Origin of the sequence: Mesorhizobium sp. M0500 (genome assembly GCF_040321165.1) — a bacterium.
Taxonomy (GTDB): domain Bacteria; phylum Pseudomonadota; class Alphaproteobacteria; order Rhizobiales; family Rhizobiaceae; genus Mesorhizobium.
In genome coordinates this window covers 190,361-215,554 of the sequence record NZ_JAMYRB010000007.1, presented here as the reverse complement: position 1 = coordinate 215,554, position 25,194 = coordinate 190,361, and the positions used below count along the sequence as shown (strand labels likewise).

Below are 25,194 nucleotides of genomic sequence, written 5' to 3'. Positions count from 1 at the left end.
TGCCGCGCTGTCCGGTCTTGCAAGCCGGGTTGCGATGGTTCACCAATCCGCGACTTCAACTGTCGGGACAAATCCATGGCTGCTGCCATATCCGATGCCGCGCCTTTCGCCGCCCGCGATCGCGACCTTCGCAACCGCGCGCTGGTGCGCGGTTGGCTCTATGTCGTGCTCCTGGTGCTGTTTGCGCTGGTACTGGTCGGCGGCGCTACAAGGCTCACCAATTCCGGCCTGTCGATCACCGAATGGCAGCCGATACACGGCGTCATCCCGCCGCTCAATGATGCCGAGTGGCAGGAGGAGTTCCTGCGCTACCAGCAGATCCCGCAATATGCCGAACTCAACAACGGCATGAGCATCGAGGCGTTCAAGTCGATCTTCTGGTGGGAATGGGTGCACCGCATCCTGGCGCGTAGTGTCGGCGTGGTCTTCGCCCTGCCGCTGCTGTTCTTCTGGGCGACGCGCCGCATCGAGCGCGGGCTCGGAACGAAATTGTCGGGCATCCTCCTTCTCGGCGCCCTGCAGGGCGCGATAGGCTGGTGGATGGTGGCGTCCGGGTTGGTCGACCGGGTTTCGGTCAGCCAATACCGGCTGGCGACGCATCTGACGCTGGCGGCGCTGATATTCACGGCGACCATGGTGGTCGCGCGCGGATTGGCCCCACACTCCGAACCGGCCGCCGACCGCTCAACGCAACGCCTGGCCGGCTTGCTGGTGCTGCTGGCGCTGGTCCAGATCTATCTCGGCGGGCTGGTCGCAGGGCTAGACGCCGGCTTGAGCTACAACACCTGGCCGCTGATGGACGGCAAGCTGGTTCCCGGCGACCTGCTGCTGCTGGAGCCGGCATGGCGCAATTTCTTCGAAAACCCGAAGACGGTGCAATTCGTCCACCGGGTCGGCGCCTACACGATCTTCGCGGCCGCGCTCTGGCACATGATTGCGACACGCCGGCGCCTGCCGGGCACGACGCATGCCCGACGCGCGACGCTGCTGTTCCTGATTGTCGTGGTGCAGGCATCGATCGGCATCGGCACGCTATTGATGCATGTGCCACTGCACATGGCCCTGACGCATCAAGCATTCGCGCTGTTTCTGCTCGGCTTCGCCGCCGCGCATTGGCGCGGTACCAAGGGCGCTTACCCGCTGCCCCACGAGATCGCTCTCAGAGGCTGAGCCGCACCCGCCGGATTGCCGCGGCAATCGCCAGTTCGCGGTTTTCGTCGACCGCATTCCGATCTTCATGGTGCCATGCAGCCGACAGGCAGCCATAGGCGATGGCGTGGTCCAGTATCGCGGGCGGCGACTGGCCGAGCGTTGCGGCAAAGACATGCGCCATATGCGCGATCCGCCGCGGATCGAGGCAAAGATCGTCTCGGTCGAGTGGGTTGTAGAACACATTGGCGGCATCGAAGCCGGGGTCGCCGAGAACGCCCTTCGGATCGATCGCCAGCCAGCCGCGCGGACCGTGCATGATGTTGTCGTGATGCAGGTCGCCATGCAGCGGCCGTACGTCGTGCGGATTGGACAACAGCCGTTCCGCGATTTCGGCAGCTTCGACATACAGGCTCTTTTCGCCGGCGGCGCGATCGGCCTTCGCCTTTTTGAACAGGCTGGAAAACCGGGTCCGCAACGGCTGAAGGTCCGGCGGGGCAGGGTGCTTCGACGGCGAGAACAGCTTGGCCATTACCTCCGCCGCGATCGCGGTGGCGACATTGTCGCCCTGATCCGCAATCATCTGTGACAGCGAGGTTTCGCCGGCATACTCGAGCAGCATGCGGTGGCCATCGCGGCCCAGCAGCCGCACCGCGCCTTCGCCGCGTCGCCAGGCGAGGAAATGCTCGCCGCGCAACTCGTCCTCGACATCGTCGAAAGGCTTTAGATCCTTGACGATTGCCGGTGAGCCGTCTTCGCGCGCGACCTTCCAGATGCGGCTGCTGAACGTTTCGGCGATGAGTTCGGGCGCGCCGACCTTCCAGCGCTTTGGAAATGCCGGCACATCCATTCAGAGGCCGAGCATCAGATCCATGTTCTGCACGGCGGCGCCCGAGGCGCCCTTGCCGAGATTGTCATAGACCGCAAGCAGCAGCGCCTGCGCTCGATCGTCATTGGCGAAGACATAGAGCTTCATCCGGTTGGTGCCATTATAGATCTCCGGATCGATGTCAGGCATGCGTTCCTGATGCAGATACGGCGCCACCTCGACCGCGCCGCCATCGAGGGAAGCGAAATGATCGGCGATCGCCGCGTGAAGCTCGGCGCCGGTCGGCACATGGTCGAGGCCGCCGAGTTGCAGCGGCACCACCGTGATCATGCCTTGCGCGAAATTGCCGACTGCCGGCTGCATAATCGGATCGTGCGAAAGCCTAGCATACGTCCTGAGCTCCGGCACGTGCTTGTGCTGCAGCGTCAGTCCGTAGGGCAGGAATTCCGGTGCATCCTCGCCCTTGGCGACATAATCCTCGATCATTGGCCGGCCGCCGCCGGAATAGCCGGAAATGCCGTTGACGGTGACCGGAAAATCGGCCGGCAGCAGCCCCGCCGCAACCAGCGGCCGCAGCGTCGCGATTGGTCCTTGCGGCCAGCAGCCCGGATTGGCGACGCGCTTCGCCGAAGCGATCTTCTTCGCCTGGTCCTTGTCCATTTCGGCGAAGCCATATTCCCACCCATCGGCGACACGATGCGCCGTCGAGGCGTCGATCACTTTGGTGGTGTCATTGGCGATCAGCGAAACGCTTTCCTTGGCGGCTGCGTCCGGCAGACAGAGGATCGCGACATCCGCAGCATTGAGGAACTCGGCGCGCGCTGCCGTTTCCTTGCGGCGCTCGGTCGGGATGGAGATGATTTCCAGGTCGCCACGCTCGGCAAGCAGCGCCCTTATCTGCAGACCGGTGGTGCCGTGCTCGCCGTCGATGAAGATTTTCGGTTTCATTGCTTGCCAAAATTCCTGTTATCTCAAAGCTATATGCCGCTTGCCTGATTCAATCCGGCGACGCCGTGATTGCCCTGGTTCATTTCTTCGAGTCGGGCCTTTCGTTCCGCCAACAGCCCGAGATAGTGCATGGCCACCATCGACCCGGCAATTGCCGTTATATCGGCGTGATCATAGGCTGGCGCAACCTCGACGACGTCGGCGCCGACGATATCGAGCTGGTTGATCTGGCGCAGCACCGACAGGATCTTTGCCGAAGACGGGCCTCCCGCGACCGGCGTTCCGGTGCCGGGCGCAAAAGCCGGGTCCAGGCAATCGATGTCGAAAGTAACGTAGGTCTTCTTGCCGCCCGTACGGTCGACGATGGCATACGCGATGTCCGACGCACGCATTTCCTCCACTTCATGGCCATACAGGATCTTGATACCGAACGTGTCGGGCGCATGGGTGCGGATGCCGATCTGGATCGACCGGTCGGGGTCGATGATGCCCTCCTTGACTGCACGGCCGACGAAGGAGCCGTGATCGATGCGCTTGCCGTCGTCGGGCCAGGTGTCCTGGTGTGCGTCGAACTGCACCAGAGCCAGCGGGCCATGGATGGCGGCATGCGCCTTGAGCAGCGGCCAGGTGACGAAGTGATCGCCACCGAGTGACAGCAGAAAGGCGCCGGATTTCAGGATCTTCGCCGCTTCGCGTTCGATCGTGGCAGGCGTCTTCTGGTGATTGCCGCTGTCGAGCAGGCAGTCGCCATAATCGACCACGGCAAGCTGTTCGAACAGATCGCGCGAAAACGGATATTGCGGATCGTTGTCGAGGATGGCCGAGGCGCGGCGGATTGCCTGCGGTCCGAAACGGGCGCCCGGCCGATTGGTGACCGCAGCGTCGAAGGGAATGCCCCACACCACCGCATCGGCGTCCTTCACGTCCTTCGAATATTTGCGCCGCATGAACGACAGGGCGCCGGCATAGGTCGGCTCGAACGACGCACCCGTCCTGGAGCGGGTGGTGAAGGCGTGATCGATGGTCCTTGGCGGCATGAAGCGATCTCCTGTGCGTCGACGCGCAACCTTATTGGACATAATTCTCAGAATTGCGACCCCTGCGGAGGATCATGGCCATTCGATCCGGTCACAAATCCTTGCTCGCCAGGCGAACCCGGCATGGCTCGCCAGGAGATTGCCTGGCAAGCAACCGAAAGTAGCCGCCGACGACTGCTTCGGCCGGCGCTGACCTGATTTTCCGGCATTTTGCAAGCCGGCTTCGTTCACCTGCCTGTCACGGGCATCGCTTAACCGGGGTGCGATCCCGGTACGGAGCGATTCTCGTGCGAACGACTTGTCTCATGCGAACGATTTGGCTGAGCCTTCTGCTTTCCGCGGCGCTGGCGCTCTCCCTTGGCCAGGCATCGGCAGGCGAAACGCGCGCCAGGCAGATTCTCGACCGCTTCGAGCACGCCAACCAATGGCGCGACCATGTGCTAGTGGCCGCGCACCGCGCCGGCGGCATGCAATCCGGCAAGACGCTCTATCCCGAAAATTCGATCGCCGCCGTCGAGGCGTCGATCGCAACGGGCGCCGAAATCGTCGAGGTCGATATCAGGCGCTCGAAGGACGGACAGTTCGTCGTCATGCATGACAGTTGGCTCGACCGCGCGACGAATTGCAAAGGTGAGGTCGACAAGCACACATTGGCCGAACTCAAGACTTGCCGGTTGGTGATCGAAGGCACCGGCGCCGTTACGGGCGAGACGGTCTCGACGTTGCGCGAGATGTTGATGACGACCAGGGACAGGATCCTCATCAATCTCGACAACAAGCTCGATACCGAAAGCCTCGTCGGCATGGTCGCGGTTGCGCGCGACCTCGGCATGGTCGAACAGGTGATCGTCAAGGAGAACCTGTGGAATGCGGAGCGGATTGCCAGTGTCAAGGCCGCCATGGACGCGATCGGCAGCGGCTTCCAGTTCATGCCCATTATCGCCGATGACGCGGTTCGCGACGCCATGTTTGCCGAGAAAGTGAGCCGGGCCTTCCCGATGCGCGCGGTCGAGATGATCAACTGGCGCACGGGATCTGAGACACTGACCGAGACCGGCGGCCCGCTGTTCAGCCCGCGCATGCGCGCGCTGGCGGTGAGGGGCGACTGGCACATCTGGGCCGACACCTATGCCATCGTCAACAAGCCGGGCGGCTTCCTCGCCGGCGGCCGCGGCGACGAGCTGGCGGTCGCGGCCAGCCTGCCGCGCGAGACCTACGGCTTCTGGGTCGAGCGCGGCGCCACCATCATCCAGACCGACGAACCGAAGGCCGCCATCGGTTGGCTGGCGGCGAACGGTTTTCGCGTGCCCTATGCCGGTGAGAAGCGCCCGGCCGAGCCGGCCAACACGGCCAGCATCAACTAGACCGGCGCGGCGAGAATTGGATCTCCCTCTTGTGGTGACGATGCCCGGCAGGGCAGAAGGGCGCTGTCCCGCCGACCCCAGGCCGGCAGCGCCAAACTTTCGAAGGAACCCAGAAACAGAAAACCCGCCTCCGTGGGCGGGTCGTTGGAGCCAATTAGCACCATACCCAGATTAGTAGCATAGCTGCCGGCACAAAGCAAGAACAAAATGTGGCGTAGTGGCAGAAAAATGCGACGATCCTTCAGCGTCTCGGCTGTCCCGCCTGCTAGGTCGCGCGCCTTCGCTGTCCTACCGGCAATCTCCCCCGCAAGGGAACCCATTTTGGGGGAGATTGGCTCATCACTGCCTTCGGTAATCTACTCGCAGGCCGCCATTGCCACACCATCCAGCTCCTTGATGACATCGTCCGACAGTTCGAGGTCGGCAGCGGCGAGGTTCTCCCTGAGATGCGCGACGGAAGACGTGCCGGGAATCAGAAGAATGTTGGGCGCGCGGCGAAGCAGCCAGGCGAGCGCGACCTGCATGGGCGTGGCGCCGAGGCGTGCGGCGACCTTGGACAAGGTCGACGACTGCAACGGGTTGAAGCCGCCAAGCGGGAAGAACGGCACATAGGCAATGCCGTCGCGGGCCAGATCGTCGATCGAGGCATCGTCGCCCCGATGCGCCAGATTGTACTGGTTCTGCACGCAGACGATCCTGCAAATCCTGCGGCCTTCGGCGATCTGTGCAGCGGTGACGTTGCTCAGCCCGATGTGGCGCACGAGGCCCTGTCGCTGGAGCTCGGCAAGCGTCGCAAGCGGCGCCTCGATCGACCCTTCGGCGGGGCCATGCGCATCGAACATGACCCGCAGGTTGACCACCTCCAGCGCGTCGAGCCCAAGATTGCGCAGATTGTCGTGCACCGCCTGTGTCAGCTCTTCTGCCGAGAAGGCCGGCAGCCACGATCCGCCCTGGCCGCGCCGGGCACCGATCTTGGTGACAATAACGAGGTCGTCGGGATAGGGTGCGAGCGCTTCGCGGATCAACAGGTTGGTCACGTGCGGGCCATAGAAGTCGCTGGTGTCGATGTGGTTGACGCCTTGTGCAACGGCTTCGCGCAGTACGGCCAATGCCGCGTCGTGGTCCTTTGGTGGGCCGAAGACGCCTGGCCCTGCGAGCTGCATGGCGCCGTAGCCGAGCCGTCTCACCTTGCGGTCGCCGAGGATGAATGTGCCGGACTGGTCGACGCTGGACATGGTCTTTCTCCTTCAGGGATGGTGCAGAGATAGACGCTGTCCGATCTCATGATAATTGGGTACAATTCGCACGGGCTGTGCGGAATGACGAACAATGCAGATTGATCTCGCGGATCTGAACGCCTTCGTGGCCGTAGCGCGCGCCAAAGGCTTTCGCGGTGCGGCACGCGCCAGCGGCGGCAGTGCGTCCGGCTTGAGCGAGGCGGTGCGGCGCCTGGAGACGCAGCTCGGTGTCAGGCTGCTCAACCGGACGACCCGCAGCGTTGTCCTGACGGAAGCCGGCGAAGGCCTGCTGGCGCGGCTCGGTCCTGCCTTGACCGAGGTGGAGTCGGCCCTCGACGTAGTGAACGGCTTTCGCGACAGGCCGGCAGGTACGTTGCGCCTCAATGTGCCGGTCAGCGCGGCGCGGCTGGTGCTGCCCAGCATCGTTCCGCCTTTTCTCGCCGCCTATCCAGGCATTCGGTTGGAGGTGATCTCGGAGGAGAGCTTCGTCGATGTGCTGGCGGCGGGGTGCGACGCCGGCATCCGCTATGAGGAGCGGCTGGAGCAGGACATGATCGCTGTGCCGATCGGACCGCGCGTGCAGCGCTTCGCCACCGCCGCCAGCCCGGCCTACCTGGATCGTCATGGCCGGCCGCAACACCCGAGCGACCTGCTCGGCCACGCCTGCCTGCGCGGCCGCTTTGCCAGCCGTGCGATGCCGCCGTGGGAATTCGAGCGCGACGGCGAGGTGGTGCGGGTCGACCCGACGGGGCCGCTTGTCGTGACCCTGGGTGGGGCGACTGACCTCAAAGTCGATGCAGCCATCGCCGGCACCGGCATCATCAGCCTGTTCGAGGATTGGCTACGCCCTCACTTCGAGAGCGGGGCGCTCGAACCGCTGCTTGAACCCTGGTGGCAGAGCTTCTCCGGCCCGTTCCTTTACTATCCAGGCCGGCGCCTCGTGCCGGCGCCGTTGCGGGCGTTCATTGACTTCATCAAGGCCTGAAGTCTGCCACGATGCGTGCGAGCCGCGCCCGATGGGGTGATTGGTGCCCCTTTTTGTGGAAAAGGCCGCCCGGAGGCGGCCTTTCGATAGCGTGTAATTGCGCAGCGCTTAGCGCTTGGAGAACTGGAAGCTCCGGCGGGCCTTCGCCTTGCCGTACTTCTTGCGCTCGACGACGCGGCTGTCGCGGGTCAGGAAGCCACCCTTCTTGAGCACGGCGCGCAGCGCCGGCTCGTAATAGGTCAGCGCCTTGGAGATGCCGTGGCGCACGGCACCGGCCTGGCCGGAAAGGCCGCCGCCGATGACGGTGGCAACGATGTCGTACTGGCCGGCGCGATTGGCGGCGATGATCGGCTGGTTGAGGATCATCTGCAGCACCGGACGCGCGAAATATTCGGCGAACACCTTGTCGTTGACGACGATCTTGCCGGAGCCGGGCTTCACCCAGACGCGGGCGATGGCGTTCTTGCGCTTGCCGGTGGCGTAAGCGCGGCCCGACTTATCGAGTTTCTGGACATGGACGGGTGCGGCCGGCTGGGTGTTGGTATTGCCGGTGGCAGCTCCGAGTTCTGCGAGCGAGGAAAGCTCAGCCATCTTACGAAACCTTCTTGTTCTTGGCGTTCAGCTTGGCCACGTCGAGGACGACGGGCTGCTGGGCGACATGCGGATGTTCCGTGCCTGCATAGACGCGGAGGTTCTTCATCTGGCGACGGCCGAGCGGGCCACGCGGGATCATGCGTTCGACGGCCTTTTCGACGACACGCTCGGGGAAACGACCCTCGAGCAGCTGGCGCGCGGTGCGCTCCTTGACGCCGCCGGGGTGGCCGGTGTGCCAGTAATAGACCTTGTCGGTGAACTTCTTGCCGGTGAACACCACTTTGTCGGCATTGATGACGATGACGTTGTCGCCGTCGTCGACGTGCGGGGTGAAGGTGGGCTTGTGCTTGCCGCGAAGATGATTGGCGATGACAGTGGCGAGACGGCCGACGACGAGACCCTCGGCGTCGATCAGCACCCACTTCTTCACCACATCCGCAGGCTTCTGCGAAAAGGTTGCCATGAATTGTTGCTTTCGGTTCGGACCTTCAAAAGAAGGCGTTTCTTGTTGCTTGGATTGGCGAAAGGCGCTTGCCCGCCGCCAATAACAAAACGGCGGCCTTTGCGGGCCGCTGCTTCGTCACGGCTTATAGGGGAGGGGTTCGATCGCGTCAAGGCGCATGAAACACTTGCCAGAAGATAAAGCCAAATGAAAACAAGGATTTGTGTTAAAGGTATGATTTTACCACATCGCGATTTTGGTTCTGTGTCGGGCAAGTCTCAGTGCTTTGCCTCGATTTCCTTGCGAGCTGCGCTGGAGAGGAATGCCGATCGCGTTATGCCTCGGTCGCGCGCTGCGGCGTCGATCGCCCGCAAAACGCCACGCTCGAAAGTCACATTCGCCCTCACGACAGCGCTGTCATTGTCGATGAGTGGTACCGAGACCAGATAGCCTCCTTCAGCAAGTGCTTTGCGTATATCCGCAAGCGCGATGATCGCCTCGTGGCTGGACGGTTCGGGAACAGGCATATCCTCCGCCCACAGTTGCAATGCTTCGACTGCATTCGGTACGATGTCTTCCGCCTCGTCCGCGGCTGAAAAGCAGCCGGGAATGTCGGGAAAGCGAATGCCGAACGCGCTGTCGGGATCTTTATCGACCAACGCGAAATAGTTCTTCATCTCAGCCTCCAAGCCGCCTCAGGTCGCCTATATCCAGCCCGCTTGCTTGGCGATGGCGCGAGCTGTACCGGTTGGTAGATCCTTCTCCGGATGCGGAACGATCAACACGATCTCGCCCTTTCGGAACTTGTGATGTGAGCCGCGTATGGAAACCAGCTCGAAACCGTCGTCCTTGAGACGCTTCACGATTTTGCGGCTGTCACGCTCCAGCAAAGATCACCCATGCGCACATATATACACATCAAGGAAAAATTCAATCGAAAGCATCAGGCCGGCGCTCGCTTTGGCGGGATCGAATAGGTGCCCGTTGCGTGCGCTACCGTGTGTCCCTTCGGGCCGGCGACGATGTCGATATCGAACACCATCAGGCTCTTGCCGAGCTTGAGGATGCGGCAATGGCCGTCGATCGGCCCGGCCTCGGCCTTGTGGACAAAATTGATGTTGAGACTGGTGGTGACCGAAAGTGCATCCGGTCCGGCATGCGAGAGCACGCAGACATAGCCGCCTATGTCGGCCAGCGTGAACAGCGCCGAACCCGACACGGTGCCGCCGGGACGCAAATGGCGCTCGTCGGCATTGAGTCGCACGACACAGCCGCCTGGAAACACCTCCAACGCCTCGTAGAAGGTGAACTGGTCGTTGAGTTGCGGGAAAACGGTCGCCATCAGCGCGTTGACATCAGCAGCCGTCAGCACCGGCTTGAGATTGCTGTGGGCGGGCATTTCAGTCTCCCGGTTTGCGCCCTGCATGTATGAACGCGACGTGGCGTTTCTGGCAACAGCCCATTCATTATGGCAGAAGCGGAGGAGGGAGTTGGACGAAGCGAGACGGCATACTAGATTAGTCGATCACCGATCCGGAATCGCGGAGGAACGACCTATGGCCGAAATCGTTGCCATCAAACCTGCCGTTGCCGAAGGGCCCGTCGTCTCCAGGCTGGACAAGGGCGTGCTCCGTCTAACGCTGGCCAATCCGCCGGCCAACGCTCTTTCGCTTGCAGTGATGGCGGCGCTGATGGCGGAACTCGACCGCGCCAAGGCCGACAAATCCGTCCGCGTCATCGTGCTTGGGGCGGCCGGCAAAGTGTTCTGCGCCGGGCACGACCTCAAGGAGTTGAGCACGCACCGCGCAGATGCCGATCGCGGCAGGGCCTTTTTCGAAAAGACGTTTTCCGCCTGCGCCGCGCTGATGCAGGCGATCGTTCGCCATCCTAAGCCGGTGATCGCCGAAGTCGACGGCCTCGCGACGGCGGCCGGATTGCAGCTGGTCGCCAGCTGCGATCTCGCCATCGCCTCGCACGAGGCGACCTTCTGCACGCCTGGCGTCAATATCGGACTGTTCTGCTCGACGCCGATGGTGGCGCTGTCGCGCAACGTCTCGCGCAAACACGCCATGGAGATGCTTTTGACCGGCGAGACGATCGATGCGGCAACCGCCAAGGAATTCGGCTTGGTCAACCGCGTCGTGCCGCGCGAATATCTGAATCAGATTGTCACCAAATACGCGCAAACCATTGCGTCCAAATCCTCCCTGGTCGTCAAGATCGGCAAGGAAGCCTTCTACGAGCAGGCAGAAATGGGGCTCGCCGAGGCCTATGGTTACACCGGGCGCGTCATGGCCGAGAACATGCTGGCGCGCGATGCGGAAGAGGGCATCGGCGCCTTCATCGGCAAGCGCAAGCCGGAATGGCCGGAGGAATAGGAGGCGGCTATGGAACCGCGCATCTCTATCATCACCATCGCGACGGACGATCTTGACCGCGCCGTGCGCTTCTACGAGGCGATGGGCCTGAAGCGCCATGCCGGGATCACCGAGGGCGTTGCCTTCTTCCAGATGGGCGGCGCCATTCTTGGCTTGTTTCCGCGCCCAAGCGCCGAAGAGGATTCGGGCGTCAGCTTCTCGAAGGCGCCGTCGGCCGTCTACCTCGCCTACAACACCCGCTCTGACGCCGAGGTCGACGAAGTGCTTGCGGCGGCTGAGAAGGCCGGCGGCAAGATCGTCAAGCCGGCCGGGCGCGCCTTCTGGGGCGGCTGGTACGGCTATTTCGCCGATGCGGACGGGCATGTCTGGGAAGTGGCGCACAATCCGGCTTTTCCGATCGCGGAAGACGGATCGATTTCGCTGCCCGGCTGACGGCTTTCCCTGGCCCATTGCAAGCCACTGGCGCGGCTGTTGGCACCTCACTCCGAAGCGCTGTATGACGAGGCATGAACCACGACGCCTACGACAACGCCTATATCGCCGGCATCCTCAATTCGGTGAAGACCATCGCCATGGTCGGCGCGTCGGCCAATGACGTGCGGCCGAGCTATTTCGTGCTGAAATATCTGCTCGGCAAAGGGTTTTCGGTGTTCCCGATCAATCCCGGCCATGCCGGCAAGGAGATCCTCGGCCAGATGACCTATGCCAGGCTCGCCGACGTTCCAGGACCTGTCGACATGGTCGACGTGTTTCGCGCTTCCGGCGCTGTGCCGGGCATTGTCGACGAGGTGTTGCGGCTCGATCCGCTGCCGAAGGTCATCTGGATGCAGCTTGGCATACGCCATGACGAGGCGGCCGCACGCGCCGAAGCCGCCGGCATCAAGGTGGTGATGAACCGTTGCCCCAAGATCGAATATGGCAAGCTGTCCGGCGAGATCGGCTGGACCGGCGTCAATTCCGGCGTGCTGTCGTCGAAGAAGCCCCTGATGCGGCCGGGATTCCAGAGCTTCGGCGTTCGCCAGAAGTAGGTAGTGAATAGTGAATGGTGAATAGAAGGATTTTTCTGGAAGGCGGGCAAGGCGGCATATGAGCCGCTTGCAATCAGGGTGGGGCTGGCCGACTTTGCCATTCACCATTCACCATTCACCATTCACCATTCACCATTCACCATTCAGGGAGGTTTTTCGATGGCCCGCACGCCCGGTTTCAACACGCTCGCCGTCCATGCCGGCGCCAAGCCGGATCCGGCGACTGGCGCGCGAGCGACGCCGATCTACCAGACGACCTCCTTCGTCTTCGACGATGCCGATCATGCCGCCTCGCTGTTCGGGCTGAAGGCGTTCGGCAACATCTACACCCGCATCATGAACCCGACCCAGGCAGTGCTGGAAGAGCGCATCGCGGCACTCGAAGGCGGCACGGCAGGCCTTGCGGTCGCCTCCGGCCATGCCGCGCAGGTGCTGGTCTTCCACAATCTGATGCAGCCGGGCGACAATTTCGTTTCAGCGACAAAGCTTTACGGCGGCTCGATCAACCAGTTCGGCCACGCCTTCAAGAATTTCGGCTGGCAGGTGCGCTGGGCCGATACCAACGAGATCTCGACCTTCGAGAGCCAGATCGACGACAGGACCAAGGCGATCTTCATCGAAAGCCTGGCCAATCCGGGCGGCGTCTTCGTCGATATCGAGAAGATCGGCGACATCGCCCGCAAGCACGGCCTGCCGCTGATCGTCGACAACACGCTGGCCTCGCCTTATCTGCTGCGGCCGATCGAGCATGGCGCCGACATCGTCGTGCATTCGCTGACCAAGTTCATCGGCGGCCACGGCAACTCGATCGGCGGCGCCATTGTCGACGGCGGCACCTTCGACTGGTCGAAATCGGGCAAATATCCGATGCTGTCGGAGCCGCGCCCCGAATATGGCGGCCTCGTCCTGCACGAGACCTTCGGCAATTTCGCCTTCGCCATCGCTGCTCGCGTGCTCGGCCTGCGCGACATCGGCGCGGCGATTTCGCCGTTCAACGCATTCCTTATCCTGACCGGTCTGGAAACCTTGCCGCTCAGGATGCAGCGCCACTGCGACAATGCGGCGGCGGTCGCCGGATGGCTTTCCAACCATCCCAAGGTCGCCTGGGTGTCCTATCCCGGCCTGCCCAGCGACAAGAACAATGCGCTGCAGAAGAAGTACTCGCCGCTTGGCGCCGGCGCGGTGTTCACTTTCGGGCTGAAGGGCGGCTATGCCGCGGGCATCAAGTTCGTCGAGGCGCTCGAGCTGTTCTCGCACCTGGCCAATGTCGGCGACACCAAGTCGCTGGTCATCCACCCAGCATCGACCACGCATCGCCAGCTTTCCGACGAGCAGAAGATCAACGCCGGGGCGGGGCCGGACACGGTCAGGCTTTCGGTCGGCATCGAGGACGTCAACGACATCGTCGCCGATCTGGAACAGGCTCTCGCCAAGGTTTGATCGCCATGACCACGCCGAAATTTCTGTCCGTCGACATCGACGCCGTCGAAGCCGAGCATGGCGCACCGGCGCTGGATCGCCTGATTTCGGGCGATCCGAAATTCCGCACCTGGAATGTCGAGGAACAGGACGGCGGCCTTTATGCCGGCATCTGGGAAGCAACGCCCGGCAAATGGCGCATCGAATATGACGAGTGGGAGTTCTGCCACATTCTGTCAGGGGTTTCGGTGATCGCCGAAGACGGCGGCGATGCGCGCACCGTCAGGGCAGGCGACAGTTTCGTGCTGAGGCCGGGCTTTAAGGGCAGCTGGGAAGTGCTTGAAACGACTCGCAAGGAGTATGTGATCAAGCTTTGATCACCCCTGCCGGACCGAATGCTCAGAAGTGTACGGCGAGCGTTTCCAGGCCGTGGAAATGATAGGTGTCGCGGAAGCGCGGCTGTTCGGCAAGATGCAGCTGCGGTAGCCGGTCGAACAAGGTTTTCAGCGACACCTGCAGTTCGAGCCGGGCGAGCGGCGCGCCGATGCAGAAATGGATGCCGGCGCCGAACGATACGTTCTTCTGGTCGGCACGGTCCGGCCTGAAGGCGAGGGGCTCGGCAAACGCAGTAGGGTCGCGATTGGCCATGCCGAGCAACAGCCCGATCGTCTCGCCCGGCTGGACGATGATCCCCGGCCCGGCCTCGACCTCCTGATAGGCGTAGCGCGTGAACATGTGCAGCGGCGCGTCGAAGCGCAGGCACTCTTCGACCGTCGCGGCTGTTGCTTCCGGTGAGGCGAAGAAGCGGCGCGGGTCGCCGCCTTGCGCAAGGATCGAGCGCACCGCATTGCCGGTCTGGTGGACAGTTGCTTCATGGCCGGCATTGAGCAAAAGAATGGCCGAGGATACCAGCTCGTCCTCCGACAGTTTCTGGCCGTCCTCCTGTGCCGCAATCAGCAGCGACAGAAGATCCTCGCCCGGCCTCTTTCGCCGCTCGGCGACGTAGCCGCGCAGAAAATCGGAAAAGTCGCGCGCGGCGCGATTGGCCGTGTCCTCCGTCTCGCGGGTGCGGCCATGCATGTACATGGCGACGATCCGATGCGACCAGTCGAGCAGCTGCGGCCCCATGTCGACCGGCACGCCGAGCATCTCGGCAATGATGGTGATCGGCAAGGGAGCGGCGAAAGCCGGCAGCAGGTCGACTCTTCCTGGTTCGAAACGGTCGATCAGCTCGTTGGCCAGCGCTTCGACACGCGGCCTGAGCCGCTCGACCTGGCGCGAGACGAAGGCGCGGTTGACCAGCGTTCTGAGCCGTGTGTGGACGGGCGGCTCCAGCTCCAGCATCGAATTGGCCTCGACACCGTCGAAGGCGCTGAGATGCGTGCGGTCCTGGCCGATGCCCCGGCTGTCCGGAATGCCGGCCGGGTTCTGCCGGCCGAAGCGGCGATCGCGCAACAGACGGTTGACGTCGTCGAAGCCGCCAAAGCACCAGAAACCAAATTCTTCCCAGACGAAGGCGTTCGATGCGCCATGCAGGAAGGCGTAGGCTTCGTATGGGTCCTGGAAAAAAGCCGGTTCGTGCGGATCGAGCCGCAGGCGGCGGGAGGCTGGATCAAAGGCAAGATAGGGCGGCTTCAATTCGGTCATGCCAGATCATTAGCGCGGCTTGCCAGTCTGGTGCCAGACCGTATGTTGGCCCTCCCGTGAGGTGAGCCGCCGAAGCGGTTGCGGAAGGACGGTTTTCATGAATGTGATCGTGGTCGGTGCGGGCATTGCCGGGCTTTCGACGGCGTGGTCGCTGGCCAAGGCCGGTCACCTCGTCTCGATCGTCGAGCAGGGACCGATCCCCAATCCGCTTGCCGCGTCGGGCGACCATCATCGCATTATCCGCCGCGCCTACCGGGCCGGAACGGGCTACGGCCGGCTGATCACCGAAGCCTACGAGGCATGGGATGAGATGTGGGCCGATCTCGGCGAAAGCCATCTCGATCCGCGCGGCTTCATCTGTATTTCGCGCCAGCCGGGAGATGAGGCGGAGGAATACCGCGAAGGCATGGAAGCCGGGAACTACCCGTTCGAATTGTTCGAGCCGGATGCCGCTGTCGAACGCTGGCCGTTCCTAGAACCTGGTTCATTCCGCTATGCGTATTTTTCGCCGGACGGCGGCGCGCTGCACTGCCGCGAGATCGCTGCCGGCCTCGCCAGGTGGCTGCGCGCGAACGGCGCCAATGTCTACGAAAACAGCAAGGTGGTCGAGATCGATGCCGAGGCCGGGCATGTCGTGCTGGCGGGCGGCGAAACGATGCAGGCCGACCGGATCGTCGTCGCTGCCGGCGCCTGGGTGCTAAAACTGTTCCCGGAGCTGGATGGCGAGCTGAAAACCTGGCGCACCGCGCTCGCCTATGTCGAACCGCCGACGGACCTGAAAGCGGTCTGGCAGGCAGCACCGGTCGTCCTCAACATCGGCGGCACTGTCGACGGCTACGCCATCCCGCCCTCGGGCGGGGCCGGCATGAAATTCGGCTCCGGCCTGCACAGGGTGCCGACCAGCGATGCCGACTGGAACCGTCAGCCGGTGCCGGGCGAAGGCGAGGCGATCCGCAACCTGTTTTCGCCGCCGATTGCCCGTATCGAGGAGTACAAGGTCACCGAAGTGGTCACCTGCGCCTACACCTTCACCGCCGACGAGAAATTCCTGGCTCACCAGAAAGGCAGATGCCTGGTCGTCTCGGCCTGCTCCGGCCACGGCTACAAGTTCGGCGCGGCAGTCGGCAGAAGGGTTGCGGCCTGCGTCGGCAACGGCGATGTCGACGGCCTGAAGAAATGGCTCAGGGCGGAGGTGGCCTGAGCGCTAATACTGGCAATGCCTCGGAATATGCGCGCGGCGCCAGCTGGATGAGCCCTCCCTGACCACCACGCGGCGGGCCACTGTCTGATAAGACGCCGGAATGTCGATGATGCGCCGTTGCTCCGGCCGCACCAGCACTTCTTCGGCGACGTCCTCGTACTCGGCGGGGAGGACAACGCGCCGCCGGCGTTCCGGCTCAACCACGACGATTTCGGCCACGCGTTCATAGCGCGCCCTGTGCCTGACCTTGCACAGCACCTTGCGGCCATCGATGATGCGCCATTCCCAGGAATAGCCGCCGTCATCGACCCTCACGGTGCGGTAGATAGTGCGGGTGATGGCGGGCACGATCTCGTAGCTGACGCGCGCCGGTGCGATCTGCACCACGCGCTCGCGCGTCCCGTAGATTGGCGCCTCGTATTCCACCTGCTGGCCGGCTGGGCTGACGAGCACGTCCTCGTAGACGGTGTCGTAGACGGCCGGCCGATTGACCTGCTCATAGCATTCGACCGCGCGTCCGCCGGCCGCCGTTTCGGACGCCATGCCGAATACGGCGATGCTGGTAAGGGCCAAGGATGCAACTTTCTTGATCATCGCACTCCCCCTGTTTGAACTGCGTGAAGCGAGTTCAACGTTGAATTGTAGGGTAAGCCGTGGCCGGAAAAAGCGGTTTCACCACTTTTCGTTAAGCGATGCGGTTAAGAAACTGCTAAACAACGGCCAAGCATGAGCGCCCCTTCCCACGGCAGAAGAGGGGCTGCCGGCACGGCGACAGGCGAAACTGGTTTGGAAACCTTGATTCGACTTAACCGGATGGCTAGGAGAGGCGGCCTTGCGCTAGGGTGAGCCGGCATCCTATTTACACAATAACGATCCAGAACCGATTCTGCCCGATTGCAAATCTCCGGCGCCGGAATCCCATCCTCAAAAAGGGATAGTCCATGAAGAACCCCGTCGAAACCTACATGAACCTCGTTCCGATGGTGGTCGAACAGACCAATCGCGGCGAGCGGGCCTACGACATTTTCTCGCGGCTCCTCAAGGAGCGCATCATTTTCATCACCGGCCCGGTCGAGGATGGCATGGCGACGCTGGTCTGCGCGCAGCTGCTGTTCCTCGAGGCGGAGAATCCGAAGAAGGAAATCAACCTCTATATCAACTCGCCCGGCGGCGTCGTCACCTCCGGCATGGCGATCTATGACACGATGCAGTTCATCAAGCCTGCCGTGTCGACGCTCTGCATCGGTCAGGCCGCCTCGATGGGCTCGCTGCTCTTGACGGCGGGCCACAAGGACATGCGCTTCGCCACGCCGAACGCCCGCATCATGGTCCACCAGCCTTCCGGCGGCTTCCAGGGCCAGGCTTCCGACATCGAGCGTCATGCCCAGGACATCATCAAGCTGAAGCGCCGCCTCAACGAGGTTTACGTCAAGCACACCGGCAAGAGCTACGATGAGATTGAAAAAACGCTCGACCGTGACCATTTCATGACTGCCGACGAGGCCAGGGATTTCGGCCTCATCGACAAGGTCATTTCGTCACGTGAGCCGGTCGAAGGTATTGCCTTATAGGCCCGCGGTGGCCCCGCGGTGGCAATGAGTGGCGGGATCACGCGCTTTTGGCGCAGCTTGCGGCATTTCGGCCACAATTGGCTGTTCCCTCGACGGGTGCAATTGCCTACGTTAAGGCTATGTTGATTTTGGACGGCTTAGCTTTGCGTGGGGTTGTTCGAATCATTGCCCCGTTTTCCGATTTGTGTTTCGTACGGAATGCGTTGCGGGAGCCGGGGCACTGGCGGCAGCGGATTCCCGCGATAGATTGAATATGCGCCCTTTCAACCAGACCATCGGCGGGCGGCCATGAAAGGACAGGAAAATGAGCAAGGTCGGCAACAACAGCGGTGATTCCAAGAACACGCTTTATTGCTCGTTTTGCGGCAAAAGCCAGCACGAAGTGCGCAAGCTGATCGCCGGGCCGACGGTGTTCATCTGCGACGAATGCGTCGAACTGTGCATGGACATCATCCGCGAGGAGAACAAGACCTCGATGGTGAAGTCGCGCGAGGGCGTGCCGACCCCGCAGGAAATCCTCAAGGTTCTCGACGACTACGTCATCGGCCAGCCCTACGCCAAGCGCGTGCTGTCGGTGGCCGTCCACAACCACTACAAGCGCCTCGCCCATGCCGGCAAGAACAACGACGTCGAACTGGCGAAGTCTAACATCCTGCTGATCGGCCCGACCGGCTGCGGCAAGACGTTGCTGGCGCAGACGCTGGCCCGCATCATCGACGTCCCCTTCACCATGGCCGACGCGACGACGCTGACCGAGGCCGGCTATGTCGGCGAGGACGTCGAGAACATCATCCTGAAGCTGTTGCAGTCGGCCGACTACAATGTCGAGCGCGCCCAGCGCGGCATCGTCTATATCGACGAGATCGACAAGATCTCGCGCAAGTCGGACAACCCCTCGATCACCCGCGACGTCTCGGGTGAGGGCGTGCAGCAGGCACTTTTGAAGATCATGGAAGGCACTGTCGCCTCCGTGCCGCCGCAGGGCGGCAGGAAGCATCCGCAGCAGGAATTCCTGCAGGTCGACACCGCCAACATCCTGTTCATCTGCGGTGGCGCTTTCGCCGGCCTGGACAAGATCATCTCGGATCGCGGCAGGAAGACCTCGATCGGTTTCGGCGCCATCGTCGCTTCGCCCGAGGATCGCCGCACCGGCGATGTTTTCCGCCTGGTCGAGCCTGAGGATCTGTTGAAGTTCGGCCTCATTCCCGAGTTCGTCGGCCGTCTGCCTGTCCTGGCGACGCTGGAGGATCTCGACGAGCCGGCACTGATCCAGATCCTGACCGAGCCGAAGAACGCGCTGGTCAAGCAGTATCAGCGGCTGTTCGAGATGGAGAATGTCGACCTGACCTTCCACGAGAACGCGCTCTCGGCGATCGCCAAGCGCGCCATCGAGCGCAAGACCGGCGCGCGCGGCCTGCGTTCGATCATGGAAGCGATCCTGCTCGACACCATGTTCGAGCTGCCAGCGCTGGAAGGCGTGCGCGAAGTGGTTATTTCGGAAGAGGTGGTGTCAGGCAACGCCCGGCCGCTCTACATCTATTCCGAGCAGAAGGAAAAGAAGGGCAACGTCAGCGCCTGACGTGAGCCGGCAGTGGATTTTTCCGAAACGGCGCCGCAGGGCGCCGTTTTGCTGTCGCACACCGCGTGTGGCGCCGCGTAATGGCTGCGGATTGGAGGGACGGACCGTGTTGACCCTTGATCTTTACCCGCCGTGCCTCCAACTAAAGGCAGAAGGCCGTGGTGCCGAATTCTGTGCTGTAAAACTCCCGTCACAAACGGTGGTAGGCGGAACGATCCCCGGTCGTTAATATGAGATTCGCGGTTGGCCGATTGGCGGCCGCGACATGAAAGGTTGGACAATGGCCAAATTATCCAAGGCTCCCAGCGACGGCGTCTTCGCAGTCCTCCCACTGCGCGACATCGTGGTGTTCCCGCACATGATCGTTCCGCTCTTCGTCGGGCGTGAAAAGTCGATCAAGGCGCTGGAAGAAGTGATGGGTCAGGAAAAGCAGATCCTGCTTGCGACCCAGATGAATGCCGCCGACGACGATCCGGAGCCCGATGCCATCTTTGACATCGGCACGCTCGCCAATGTGCTGCAATTGCTGAAACTGCCGGACGGCACCGTGAAGGTGCTGGTCGAAGGTGCCTCGCGCGCGAAAATCGTCGCGTTCACCGACCGTCCCGATTTCCATGAAGCCCGTGCTGCGGCGCTGGTCGAACCGGATGAGGAAGAGGTCGAGGTCGAGGCGCTGGCCCGTTCCGTCGTCACCGACTTCGAGAACTACGTCAAGCTGAACAAGAAGATCTCGCCCGAAGTGGTGGGTGCCGCCAGCCAGATCGACGACTATTCCAAGCTCGCCGACACGGTCGCTTCGCATCTTGCCATCAAGATCCCCGAGAAGCAGGAGATGCTCGCCACGCTGTCCGTCAAGGAACGGCTGGAAAAGGCGATGGGCTTCATGGAAGCCGAAATCTCGGTGCTGCAGGTCGAGAAGCGCATCCGCTCGCGCGTCAAGCGCCAGATGGAGAAGACGCAGCGCGAATACTACCTCAACGAGCAGATGAAGGCGATCCAGAAGGAGCTCGGCGAGGGCGAGGACGGCCGCGACGAGGCCGCCGAGATCGAGGCGCGCATCAAGAAGACCAAGCTTTCCAAGGAGGCCCGCGAAAAGGCGGAAGCCGAACTGAAGAAGCTGCGGACGATGTCGCCGATGTCGGCTGAATCGACCGTCGTGCGCAACTATCTCGATTGGCTGCTGTCGATCCCGTGGGGCAGGAACTCCAAGGTCAAGCAGGATCTGGCCTTTGCCCAGAACGTGCTCGATACCGACCATTTCGGCCTCGACAAGGTCAAAGACCGCATCGTCGAATACCTCGCCGTGCAGAGCCGTCAGAAGAAGCTGAAGGGGCCGATCCTGTGCCTCGTCGGACCTCCCGGCGTCGGCAAGACCTCGCTCGGCAAGTCGATCGCCAAGGCGACCGGCCGTGAGTTCATCCGCATGGCGCTGGGCGGCGTGCGCGACGAGGCCGAAATCCGCGGTCACCGCCGCACCTATATCGGCTCGATGCCCGGCAAGGTCATCCAGTCGATGAAGAAGGCGAAGAAATCCAACCCGCTCTTCCTGCTCGACGAGATCGACAAGATGGGCCAGGATTTCCGCGGCGATCCGTCATCGGCTTTGCTCGAGGTGCTCGATCCCGAGCAGAACTCGACGTTCATGGACCATTACCTCGAGGTCGAATACGACCTGTCGAGCGTGATGTTCGTGACGACGGCGAACACGCTGAACATCCCTGCGCCCTTGATGGACCGCATGGAGATCATCCGTATCGCCGGTTACACCGAGGACGAGAAGATCGAAATCGCCAAGCGTCACCTGATGCCCAAGGTGATCCGCGACCACGCGTTGCAGCCGAAGGAATTCTCCGTCGGCGAGGACGCGATCCGCGGCATCATCCAGACCTACACCCGTGAAGCGGGCGTCAGGAGCCTGGAGCGCGAGCTGATGAAACTCGGGCGCAAGGCGGTGACCGAGATCCTGAAGACGAAGAAGAAGACGATCAACATCACGGCGGACAATCTTGCCGATTATCTTGGTGTTCCGCGCTTCCGCTTCGGCCAGGTCGAGAGCGACGATCAGGTCGGCGTGGTCACCGGGCTCGCCTGGACGGAAGTCGGCGGCGAGCTGTTGACGGTGGAAGGTGTCATGATGCCCGGCAAGGGCCGCATGACAGTGACCGGCAATCTGCGCGACGTTATGAAGGAATCGATTTCGGCGGCGGCGTCCTATGTCCGCTCGCGGGCCATCGATTTCGGCGTCGAGCCGCCGCTGTTCGACAAGCGCGATATCCACGTCCACGTGCCGGAAGGCGCAACGCCCAAGGACGGACCGTCGGCTGGCGTGGCGATGGCGACGGCGATCGTCTCGGTGCTGACCGGAATCCCGGTCAAGGCCGATGTGGCGATGACCGGCGAGATCACGCTGCGCGGCAGGGTGCTGCCGATCGGCGGCCTCAAGGAGAAGCTGCTTGCCGCACTTCGCGGCGGCATCAAGAAGGTACTGATCCCGGAAGAGAACGCCAAGGATCTGGCGGAGATTCCGGAGAACGTGAAGAGCGGCATGGAGATCATTCCGGTCTCACGGGTTGGCGAAGTGTTGCGCCATGCGCTGGTGCGCATGCCGGAACCGATCCAGTGGGTTGAACCCGTCAATGCGCCGGCCGTGGTCGATGTCGGGGACGAAGCTGGTAAATCGCTGGCGCATTAGCTCTTGCTAAAGTTGCAATGCACAAAGAGAGAGCCGGGCCTTGAGCCCGGCTTTTTCATGTGAAGAACCCCGGATTTCCGGGCTTTTTTCAACTTTCGTGGCGCTTTTCGACTTGGTTGCCGGAGCGCTTCTTTCTAAAGTCCGTTTCCTGCCGGATGAGTCGAGTGTTCCGGTTTTCTCATGGAAGGGAATTTTTATGAACAAGAACGAACTGGTGTCCGCTGTCGCCGATGCCGCGAGTATTTCGAAGGGTGACGCGCAGTCGGCGGTTGATGCGGTGTTTTCCGTCATCACCGGCGAACTGAAAAAGGGCGGCGATGTCCGGCTTGTCGGCTTCGGAAATTTCACCGTGTCACAACGCGCCGCGTCGACCGGCCGCAATCCGCAGACCGGTGCGGAAGTGAAGATCCCGGCGCGCACCGTGCCGAAGTTCTCGGCCGGCAAGGGCCTCAAGGACGCGGTCAACTAAGCGCTTCCTTAAGTCTTTCAGAGAAAAGAAAAGCCGGTATATCCGGTTTTTCTTTTCTGTGCCCGCAACGTCGTTGGAAAGGCGGCACTATGCCGTCGGCGCATCCGCGCGCATCAAGCCTTCTGTCTTGAGATCGGCCCACAGCGCCGATGGCGGTTTCGCGTCGAGCAGCGAGCGATTGCTTTCGACTTCGCCCGGCCGCTGGCCGCCGGGGATTACCGAGACGACGGAAGGATGCAGCAGCGGGAACTGCAGCGCCGCCTCGATCAGGCGCACGCCGTGGCGCTTGCAGACGGCCTCGATGCGGGTGACGCGGTCGATGATGTCCTGCGGCGCCTCCGAATAGTTGTAGTAGGCGCCGGGCTTCGGCCCGGTTGCCAGGATGCCGGAATTGTACGGCCCGCCGAGAACGATGCCGATGCCGCGTTGCTGGCATAGCGGCAGGAAAGACTGCAGCGCTTCCTGCTCCAGCAGCGTGTAACGCCCGGCAAGCAGGAACAGATCGAAATCGCCGCGCTCGGCCAGCGTCTGGGCAACCTGCCACTCGTTTATGCCGCCGCCGAACGCCTTGATCACGCCCTGGTCGCGCAATGCCAGCAATCCGTAGTAGCCGGAGCTCATGAATTCCTGAATGCGCTGGTCCGAGGCTTCCTTGCTGCCATGGGTGAAGATGTCGACATCATGCACGAAGAGGATGTCGATGCGGTCAACGCCGAGCCGTTCCAGCGAGGCTTCGAAGGAGCGCATGACGCCGTCATAGCTGTAATCGTAGACCTCGCGGCGCGATGGGGTGTCGAAGAATTTGCCGATGCCGGTGCGCTGTTCCGGCGGGCAGGCGCGCATGATGCGCCCGACTTTGCTGGACAGCACGTAGTCGTCACGCTTCTTCGAACGCAGGAACGGATTGAGCCGCGTTTCGGCAAGGCCCAGCCCATAGAGCGGCGCGGTGTCGTAGTAGCGGCAGCCGACCCGCCATGCCGCCTCCAGCGTAGCATTGGCATCCTCATCGGATACGGCGCGATAAAGATTGCCGAGCGGCGCAGTGCCGAAGCCGAGCTCGGTGAAGGTGATGCCGCCATTGCCGATGCGGTCGAAATGCCGTGTCTTCATATGCTGCCGTTTCCTCATTTGCGATTTGCCGTGACACTATCACGGCTGTGGCGCATCAAAAGCACTGCGTGTCGTTGGACACCGATTTTCGCGGTGATAGCATGAGTGAAAACAAGCTGTTCGGGGCAGATGTGACTGAGATATTCAAATGGTTCTCCGGCACCGGCAAGCTGGTGCAAATGTCATGACGGACGCCGGCGAAAACCTGTTTGGGATTGCGCTGAGCGAGCTTGGCACCGTGCTGGAGCGTATCGACGCAAGCCGCATCGACGCGGCTTGCGCCATCCTGGCTGGCGCGAAAAAGATCGTCACCTATGGCTGCGGCCGCGAGGCGCTGCAGGTCCAGGGTTTTGCCATGCGGCTCTACCATCTCGGTCTGCCGGTGTCGGTCGTCGGCGACATGAGCACGCCGCCGCTGGGCGAGGGCGATGTCTTCCTCGCCAGTTCCGGCCCGGGTGAGACGTCGACGGTGCTGACCTTGATGCAGGTCGCGCGCGAGGCCGGTGCCACAGTCCTGCTGCTCACCGCACAAGCCGACAGCACTGCCGCGAAGCTGGCCGATTTCACACTGCTTATCCCGGCTCAGACCATGGCCGACGACCAGGGCCCTGAAAAGACATCCGTCCTGCCGATGGGCTCGGTTTTCGAAGGCGCGCTGTTCGTCCTCTTCGAAGTGATGGTGCTGAAGCTCAGGGATCTGACCGGCGTCTCGCCGGAAGCGATGCGCGCCCGCCACACCAATATGGAGTAGGTGTCATGCGCTACGAATTGATGCTGCCGCACCAGATCCGCAAGGCGATCGCCGAGAACCGGCCGGTCGTGTTGCCGCTCGGTGTGCTCGAATATCACGGCGAGCACATGGCCGTCGGAATGGACACGCTGGCGGTGGTCAAGAGCCTGGAACTGTTCGAAAAAGAAGCCGAGATCGTCATTCTGCCGCCCTTCCATTACGGCGCGGCGAGCTATGCTGTTGCAGCACCGGAGGGCAGTGGTTCGCTGCAGGTCGGCGGCAATGTGCTGGCGCCATTTGCGGAAGAACTGTTCTACAGCCTGCTGCGCATCGGCTTCCGCAACATCCACGCCGTCATTCACCACCAGACCGAAAATTTTGCCGCCGGCATGCCGACCGATCTCGCCTTCAAGGCCGCCGGCCGGCAGGCGATCTTCCGCTTCCTGGAGAAAGAACGTGGCGAAGGCTGGTGGGGCTCTCCGGCTATGGCCGACTATTATGCCGAGCACGCCGAGGGCAGCAATTTCTTCAACTGGGTGCGGGTGCATCCACTGATGCCGGCTTCAATGCACAGCCGGTACCCGTTCGACCATGCCGGCACCGGCGAGACGTCACTGATGCTGGCGCTGTGCCCGGAAGCGGTGGATGCCGGCCGCTTCGCCGACAACACCGGCTGGTACACGGCAAGTGCGCCCGAAGCCTCGGCGGAATTGGGGCAAAAAGGGGTTGCCATGATCCTCGAGCATTTGCGGGCAACACTTTCGGGTTAGCGCGCTTTTCCCTT

At 62.4% G+C, this 25,194-nt stretch carries 28 protein-coding genes; 16 read left to right on the top strand and 12 right to left on the bottom strand.

What is annotated here, in order from left to right:
* Positions 1-75 precede the first annotated feature (75 nt).
* Positions 76-1,170, top strand: a complete 1,095-nt coding sequence (locus NKI70_RS16085) for a COX15/CtaA family protein (RefSeq protein WP_352456601.1) — start codon at positions 76-78, stop codon at positions 1,168-1,170.
* Here the strand turns inward: NKI70_RS16085 and NKI70_RS16080 are convergent.
* From NKI70_RS16080 to speB, 3 genes are read right to left on the bottom strand one after another with little or no spacing between them, the layout of a single operon-like run.
* A complete protein-coding gene (locus NKI70_RS16080; protein WP_352590579.1) occupies positions 1,160-1,999 on the bottom strand; it encodes an aminoglycoside phosphotransferase family protein in 840 nt (279 codons plus the stop codon). The genes NKI70_RS16085 and NKI70_RS16080 overlap by 11 nt on opposite strands.
* Positions 2,000-2,926 (bottom strand): N-acetyl-gamma-glutamyl-phosphate reductase, encoded by a 927-nt coding sequence (gene argC / locus NKI70_RS16075; RefSeq protein WP_352456603.1) that lies wholly within the window; start codon positions 2,924-2,926, stop codon positions 2,000-2,002.
* A 29-nt stretch (positions 2,927-2,955) separates the two neighbouring features.
* Positions 2,956-3,963, bottom strand: a complete 1,008-nt coding sequence (gene speB / locus NKI70_RS16070; RefSeq protein ID WP_352449331.1) for an agmatinase — start codon at positions 3,961-3,963, stop codon at positions 2,956-2,958.
* Positions 3,964-4,268: 305 nt separating this feature from the next.
* On the opposite strand from speB, the gene NKI70_RS16065 reads away from it, so the two are divergent.
* Positions 4,269-5,327, top strand: a complete 1,059-nt coding sequence (locus NKI70_RS16065) for a glycerophosphodiester phosphodiesterase family protein (protein ID WP_352724744.1) — start codon at positions 4,269-4,271, stop codon at positions 5,325-5,327.
* 356 nt (positions 5,328-5,683) lie between these two features.
* Here NKI70_RS16065 and NKI70_RS16060 read toward each other — a convergent pair whose 3' ends face one another.
* On the bottom strand, positions 5,684-6,562 hold the full coding sequence (locus NKI70_RS16060; RefSeq protein WP_352590585.1) for an aldo/keto reductase family oxidoreductase: 879 nt from the start codon (positions 6,560-6,562) through the stop codon (positions 5,684-5,686).
* A gap of 94 nt (positions 6,563-6,656) precedes the next feature.
* On the opposite strand from NKI70_RS16060, the gene NKI70_RS16055 reads away from it, so the two are divergent.
* On the top strand, positions 6,657-7,550 hold the full coding sequence (locus NKI70_RS16055; protein WP_352700267.1) for a LysR family transcriptional regulator: 894 nt from the start codon (positions 6,657-6,659) through the stop codon (positions 7,548-7,550).
* 108 nt (positions 7,551-7,658) lie between these two features.
* On the opposite strand, the gene rpsI is transcribed toward NKI70_RS16055, so the two are convergent.
* From rpsI to NKI70_RS16030, 5 genes are all read right to left on the bottom strand, one after another.
* Positions 7,659-8,141 carry a 30S ribosomal protein S9 gene (rpsI, locus tag NKI70_RS16050; RefSeq protein WP_023674644.1) on the bottom strand — a complete coding sequence of 161 codons (483 nt, stop codon included), beginning with the start codon at positions 8,139-8,141 and terminating at the stop codon, positions 7,659-7,661.
* Position 8,142: 1 nt separating this feature from the next.
* Positions 8,143-8,607, bottom strand: coding sequence for a 50S ribosomal protein L13 (gene rplM / locus NKI70_RS16045; protein ID WP_023674645.1), 465 nt, complete (start codon positions 8,605-8,607; stop codon positions 8,143-8,145).
* A gap of 257 nt (positions 8,608-8,864) precedes the next feature.
* Positions 8,865-9,263 (bottom strand): type II toxin-antitoxin system HicB family antitoxin, encoded by a 399-nt coding sequence (locus NKI70_RS16040; RefSeq protein WP_352449337.1) that lies wholly within the window; start codon positions 9,261-9,263, stop codon positions 8,865-8,867.
* Positions 9,264-9,290: 27 nt separating this feature from the next.
* On the bottom strand, positions 9,291-9,473 hold the full coding sequence (locus tag NKI70_RS16035) for a type II toxin-antitoxin system HicA family toxin (protein ID WP_352449435.1): 183 nt from the start codon (positions 9,471-9,473) through the stop codon (positions 9,291-9,293).
* A 56-nt stretch (positions 9,474-9,529) separates the two neighbouring features.
* Complete coding sequence (locus tag NKI70_RS16030; RefSeq protein ID WP_352700266.1) at positions 9,530-9,985, bottom strand: PaaI family thioesterase; 456 nt, start codon at positions 9,983-9,985, stop codon at positions 9,530-9,532.
* Between the two features lie 157 nt (positions 9,986-10,142).
* Between NKI70_RS16030 and NKI70_RS16025 the strand changes: the two genes are divergently transcribed.
* From NKI70_RS16025 to NKI70_RS16005, 5 genes are all read left to right on the top strand, one after another.
* On the top strand, positions 10,143-10,964 hold the full coding sequence (locus NKI70_RS16025) for an enoyl-CoA hydratase (RefSeq protein ID WP_352700526.1): 822 nt from the start codon (positions 10,143-10,145) through the stop codon (positions 10,962-10,964).
* A 9-nt stretch (positions 10,965-10,973) separates the two neighbouring features.
* The gene (locus NKI70_RS16020; RefSeq protein ID WP_352700525.1) at positions 10,974-11,396 is read left to right on the top strand and encodes a VOC family protein; all 423 of its coding nucleotides are present in this window, start codon (positions 10,974-10,976) and stop codon (positions 11,394-11,396) included.
* A gap of 74 nt (positions 11,397-11,470) precedes the next feature.
* Positions 11,471-11,992 carry a CoA-binding protein gene (locus NKI70_RS16015; RefSeq protein ID WP_352700524.1) on the top strand — a complete coding sequence of 174 codons (522 nt, stop codon included), beginning with the start codon at positions 11,471-11,473 and terminating at the stop codon, positions 11,990-11,992.
* 159 nt (positions 11,993-12,151) lie between these two features.
* The gene (locus NKI70_RS16010) at positions 12,152-13,432 is read left to right on the top strand and encodes an O-acetylhomoserine aminocarboxypropyltransferase (RefSeq protein ID WP_352700523.1); all 1,281 of its coding nucleotides are present in this window, start codon (positions 12,152-12,154) and stop codon (positions 13,430-13,432) included.
* Positions 13,433-13,437: 5 nt separating this feature from the next.
* Positions 13,438-13,788, top strand: coding sequence for a cupin domain-containing protein (locus tag NKI70_RS16005; RefSeq protein WP_352700522.1), 351 nt, complete (start codon positions 13,438-13,440; stop codon positions 13,786-13,788).
* Positions 13,789-13,810: 22 nt separating this feature from the next.
* Here the strand turns inward: NKI70_RS16005 and NKI70_RS16000 are convergent, their stop codons facing one another.
* A complete protein-coding gene (locus NKI70_RS16000) occupies positions 13,811-15,058 on the bottom strand; it encodes a cytochrome P450 (RefSeq protein ID WP_352700521.1) in 1,248 nt (415 codons plus the stop codon).
* Between the two features lie 97 nt (positions 15,059-15,155).
* Between NKI70_RS16000 and NKI70_RS15995 the strand changes: the two genes are divergently transcribed.
* Complete coding sequence (locus NKI70_RS15995) at positions 15,156-16,259, top strand: NAD(P)/FAD-dependent oxidoreductase (RefSeq protein WP_352700520.1); 1,104 nt, start codon at positions 15,156-15,158, stop codon at positions 16,257-16,259.
* A gap of 3 nt (positions 16,260-16,262) precedes the next feature.
* Here NKI70_RS15995 and NKI70_RS15990 read toward each other — a convergent pair whose 3' ends face one another.
* On the bottom strand, positions 16,263-16,853 hold the full coding sequence (locus tag NKI70_RS15990) for a hypothetical protein (RefSeq protein ID WP_352724743.1): 591 nt from the start codon (positions 16,851-16,853) through the stop codon (positions 16,263-16,265).
* Between the two features lie 347 nt (positions 16,854-17,200).
* On the opposite strand from NKI70_RS15990, the gene NKI70_RS15985 reads away from it, so the two are divergent.
* The 4 genes from NKI70_RS15985 (at position 17,201) to NKI70_RS15970 (ending at position 22,570) form a co-directional block, all read left to right on the top strand.
* Positions 17,201-17,830: an ATP-dependent Clp protease proteolytic subunit gene (locus NKI70_RS15985; RefSeq protein ID WP_023674655.1), complete on the top strand. Its 630-nt coding sequence runs from the start codon at positions 17,201-17,203 to the stop codon at positions 17,828-17,830.
* 304 nt (positions 17,831-18,134) lie between these two features.
* Positions 18,135-19,409 carry an ATP-dependent Clp protease ATP-binding subunit ClpX gene (gene clpX / locus NKI70_RS15980; protein WP_006332719.1) on the top strand — a complete coding sequence of 425 codons (1,275 nt, stop codon included), beginning with the start codon at positions 18,135-18,137 and terminating at the stop codon, positions 19,407-19,409.
* Positions 19,410-19,689: 280 nt separating this feature from the next.
* Positions 19,690-22,101, top strand: a complete 2,412-nt coding sequence (lon, locus tag NKI70_RS15975) for an endopeptidase La (RefSeq protein WP_352619243.1) — start codon at positions 19,690-19,692, stop codon at positions 22,099-22,101.
* Positions 22,102-22,297: 196 nt separating this feature from the next.
* Positions 22,298-22,570 carry an HU family DNA-binding protein gene (locus tag NKI70_RS15970; RefSeq protein WP_023674657.1) on the top strand — a complete coding sequence of 91 codons (273 nt, stop codon included), beginning with the start codon at positions 22,298-22,300 and terminating at the stop codon, positions 22,568-22,570.
* Positions 22,571-22,657: 87 nt separating this feature from the next.
* Here NKI70_RS15970 and NKI70_RS15965 read toward each other — a convergent pair whose 3' ends face one another.
* Positions 22,658-23,680, bottom strand: a complete 1,023-nt coding sequence (locus tag NKI70_RS15965; RefSeq protein WP_352681562.1) for an aldo/keto reductase — start codon at positions 23,678-23,680, stop codon at positions 22,658-22,660.
* Here NKI70_RS15965 and NKI70_RS15960 point away from each other — a divergent pair.
* The 3 genes from NKI70_RS15960 to NKI70_RS15950 are packed head-to-tail and all read left to right on the top strand — an operon-like array spanning position 23,671 to position 25,180.
* The gene (locus NKI70_RS15960) at positions 23,671-23,868 is read left to right on the top strand and encodes a hypothetical protein (protein ID WP_352590603.1); all 198 of its coding nucleotides are present in this window, start codon (positions 23,671-23,673) and stop codon (positions 23,866-23,868) included. The two genes, NKI70_RS15965 and NKI70_RS15960, sit on opposite strands and share 10 nt — an antisense overlap.
* Entirely contained in the window at positions 23,865-24,431 is a 567-nt protein-coding gene (locus tag NKI70_RS15955; protein ID WP_352700518.1) for an SIS domain-containing protein, read from the top strand. The genes NKI70_RS15960 and NKI70_RS15955 overlap by 4 nt, the downstream gene beginning before the upstream one ends.
* A 5-nt stretch (positions 24,432-24,436) precedes the next feature.
* On the top strand, positions 24,437-25,180 hold the full coding sequence (locus NKI70_RS15950; protein WP_352700517.1) for a creatininase family protein: 744 nt from the start codon (positions 24,437-24,439) through the stop codon (positions 25,178-25,180).
* Positions 25,181-25,194: the final 14 nt, after the last annotated feature.

Coding starts and splice junctions, on each gene's coding strand:
- NKI70_RS16015 (WP_352700524.1), top strand. CDS start 11,471: ATGAACCACGACGCCTACGACAACGCCTATATCGCCGGCATCCTCAAT.
- NKI70_RS16060 (WP_352590585.1), bottom strand. CDS start 6,562: ATGTCCAGCGTCGACCAGTCCGGCACATTCATCCTCGGCGACCGCAAG.
- NKI70_RS16000 (WP_352700521.1), bottom strand. CDS start 15,058: ATGACCGAATTGAAGCCGCCCTATCTTGCCTTTGATCCAGCCTCCCGC.
- NKI70_RS16010 (WP_352700523.1), top strand. CDS start 12,152: ATGGCCCGCACGCCCGGTTTCAACACGCTCGCCGTCCATGCCGGCGCC.
- NKI70_RS15965 (WP_352681562.1), bottom strand. CDS start 23,680: ATGAAGACACGGCATTTCGACCGCATCGGCAATGGCGGCATCACCTTC.
- rplM (WP_023674645.1), bottom strand. CDS start 8,607: ATGGCAACCTTTTCGCAGAAGCCTGCGGATGTGGTGAAGAAGTGGGTG.
- NKI70_RS16025 (WP_352700526.1), top strand. CDS start 10,143: ATGGCCGAAATCGTTGCCATCAAACCTGCCGTTGCCGAAGGGCCCGTC.
- NKI70_RS16030 (WP_352700266.1), bottom strand. CDS start 9,985: ATGCCCGCCCACAGCAATCTCAAGCCGGTGCTGACGGCTGCTGATGTC.
- NKI70_RS15985 (WP_023674655.1), top strand. CDS start 17,201: ATGAAGAACCCCGTCGAAACCTACATGAACCTCGTTCCGATGGTGGTC.
- NKI70_RS16055 (WP_352700267.1), top strand. CDS start 6,657: ATGCAGATTGATCTCGCGGATCTGAACGCCTTCGTGGCCGTAGCGCGC.
- NKI70_RS15970 (WP_023674657.1), top strand. CDS start 22,298: ATGAACAAGAACGAACTGGTGTCCGCTGTCGCCGATGCCGCGAGTATT.
- argC (WP_352456603.1), bottom strand. CDS start 2,926: ATGAAACCGAAAATCTTCATCGACGGCGAGCACGGCACCACCGGTCTG.
- NKI70_RS16065 (WP_352724744.1), top strand. CDS start 4,269: ATGCGAACGATTTGGCTGAGCCTTCTGCTTTCCGCGGCGCTGGCGCTC.
- NKI70_RS15950 (WP_352700517.1), top strand. CDS start 24,437: ATGCGCTACGAATTGATGCTGCCGCACCAGATCCGCAAGGCGATCGCC.
- NKI70_RS16005 (WP_352700522.1), top strand. CDS start 13,438: ATGACCACGCCGAAATTTCTGTCCGTCGACATCGACGCCGTCGAAGCC.
- rpsI (WP_023674644.1), bottom strand. CDS start 8,141: ATGGCTGAGCTTTCCTCGCTCGCAGAACTCGGAGCTGCCACCGGCAAT.
- NKI70_RS16080 (WP_352590579.1), bottom strand. CDS start 1,999: ATGGATGTGCCGGCATTTCCAAAGCGCTGGAAGGTCGGCGCGCCCGAA.
- NKI70_RS15990 (WP_352724743.1), bottom strand. CDS start 16,853: ATGATCAAGAAAGTTGCATCCTTGGCCCTTACCAGCATCGCCGTATTC.
- lon (WP_352619243.1), top strand. CDS start 19,690: ATGGCCAAATTATCCAAGGCTCCCAGCGACGGCGTCTTCGCAGTCCTC.
- NKI70_RS15955 (WP_352700518.1), top strand. CDS start 23,865: ATGACGGACGCCGGCGAAAACCTGTTTGGGATTGCGCTGAGCGAGCTT.
- NKI70_RS15995 (WP_352700520.1), top strand. CDS start 15,156: ATGAATGTGATCGTGGTCGGTGCGGGCATTGCCGGGCTTTCGACGGCG.
- NKI70_RS16020 (WP_352700525.1), top strand. CDS start 10,974: ATGGAACCGCGCATCTCTATCATCACCATCGCGACGGACGATCTTGAC.
- NKI70_RS16085 (WP_352456601.1), top strand. CDS start 76: ATGGCTGCTGCCATATCCGATGCCGCGCCTTTCGCCGCCCGCGATCGC.
- NKI70_RS16040 (WP_352449337.1), bottom strand. CDS start 9,263: ATGAAGAACTATTTCGCGTTGGTCGATAAAGATCCCGACAGCGCGTTC.
- clpX (WP_006332719.1), top strand. CDS start 18,135: ATGAGCAAGGTCGGCAACAACAGCGGTGATTCCAAGAACACGCTTTAT.
- speB (WP_352449331.1), bottom strand. CDS start 3,963: ATGCCGCCAAGGACCATCGATCACGCCTTCACCACCCGCTCCAGGACG.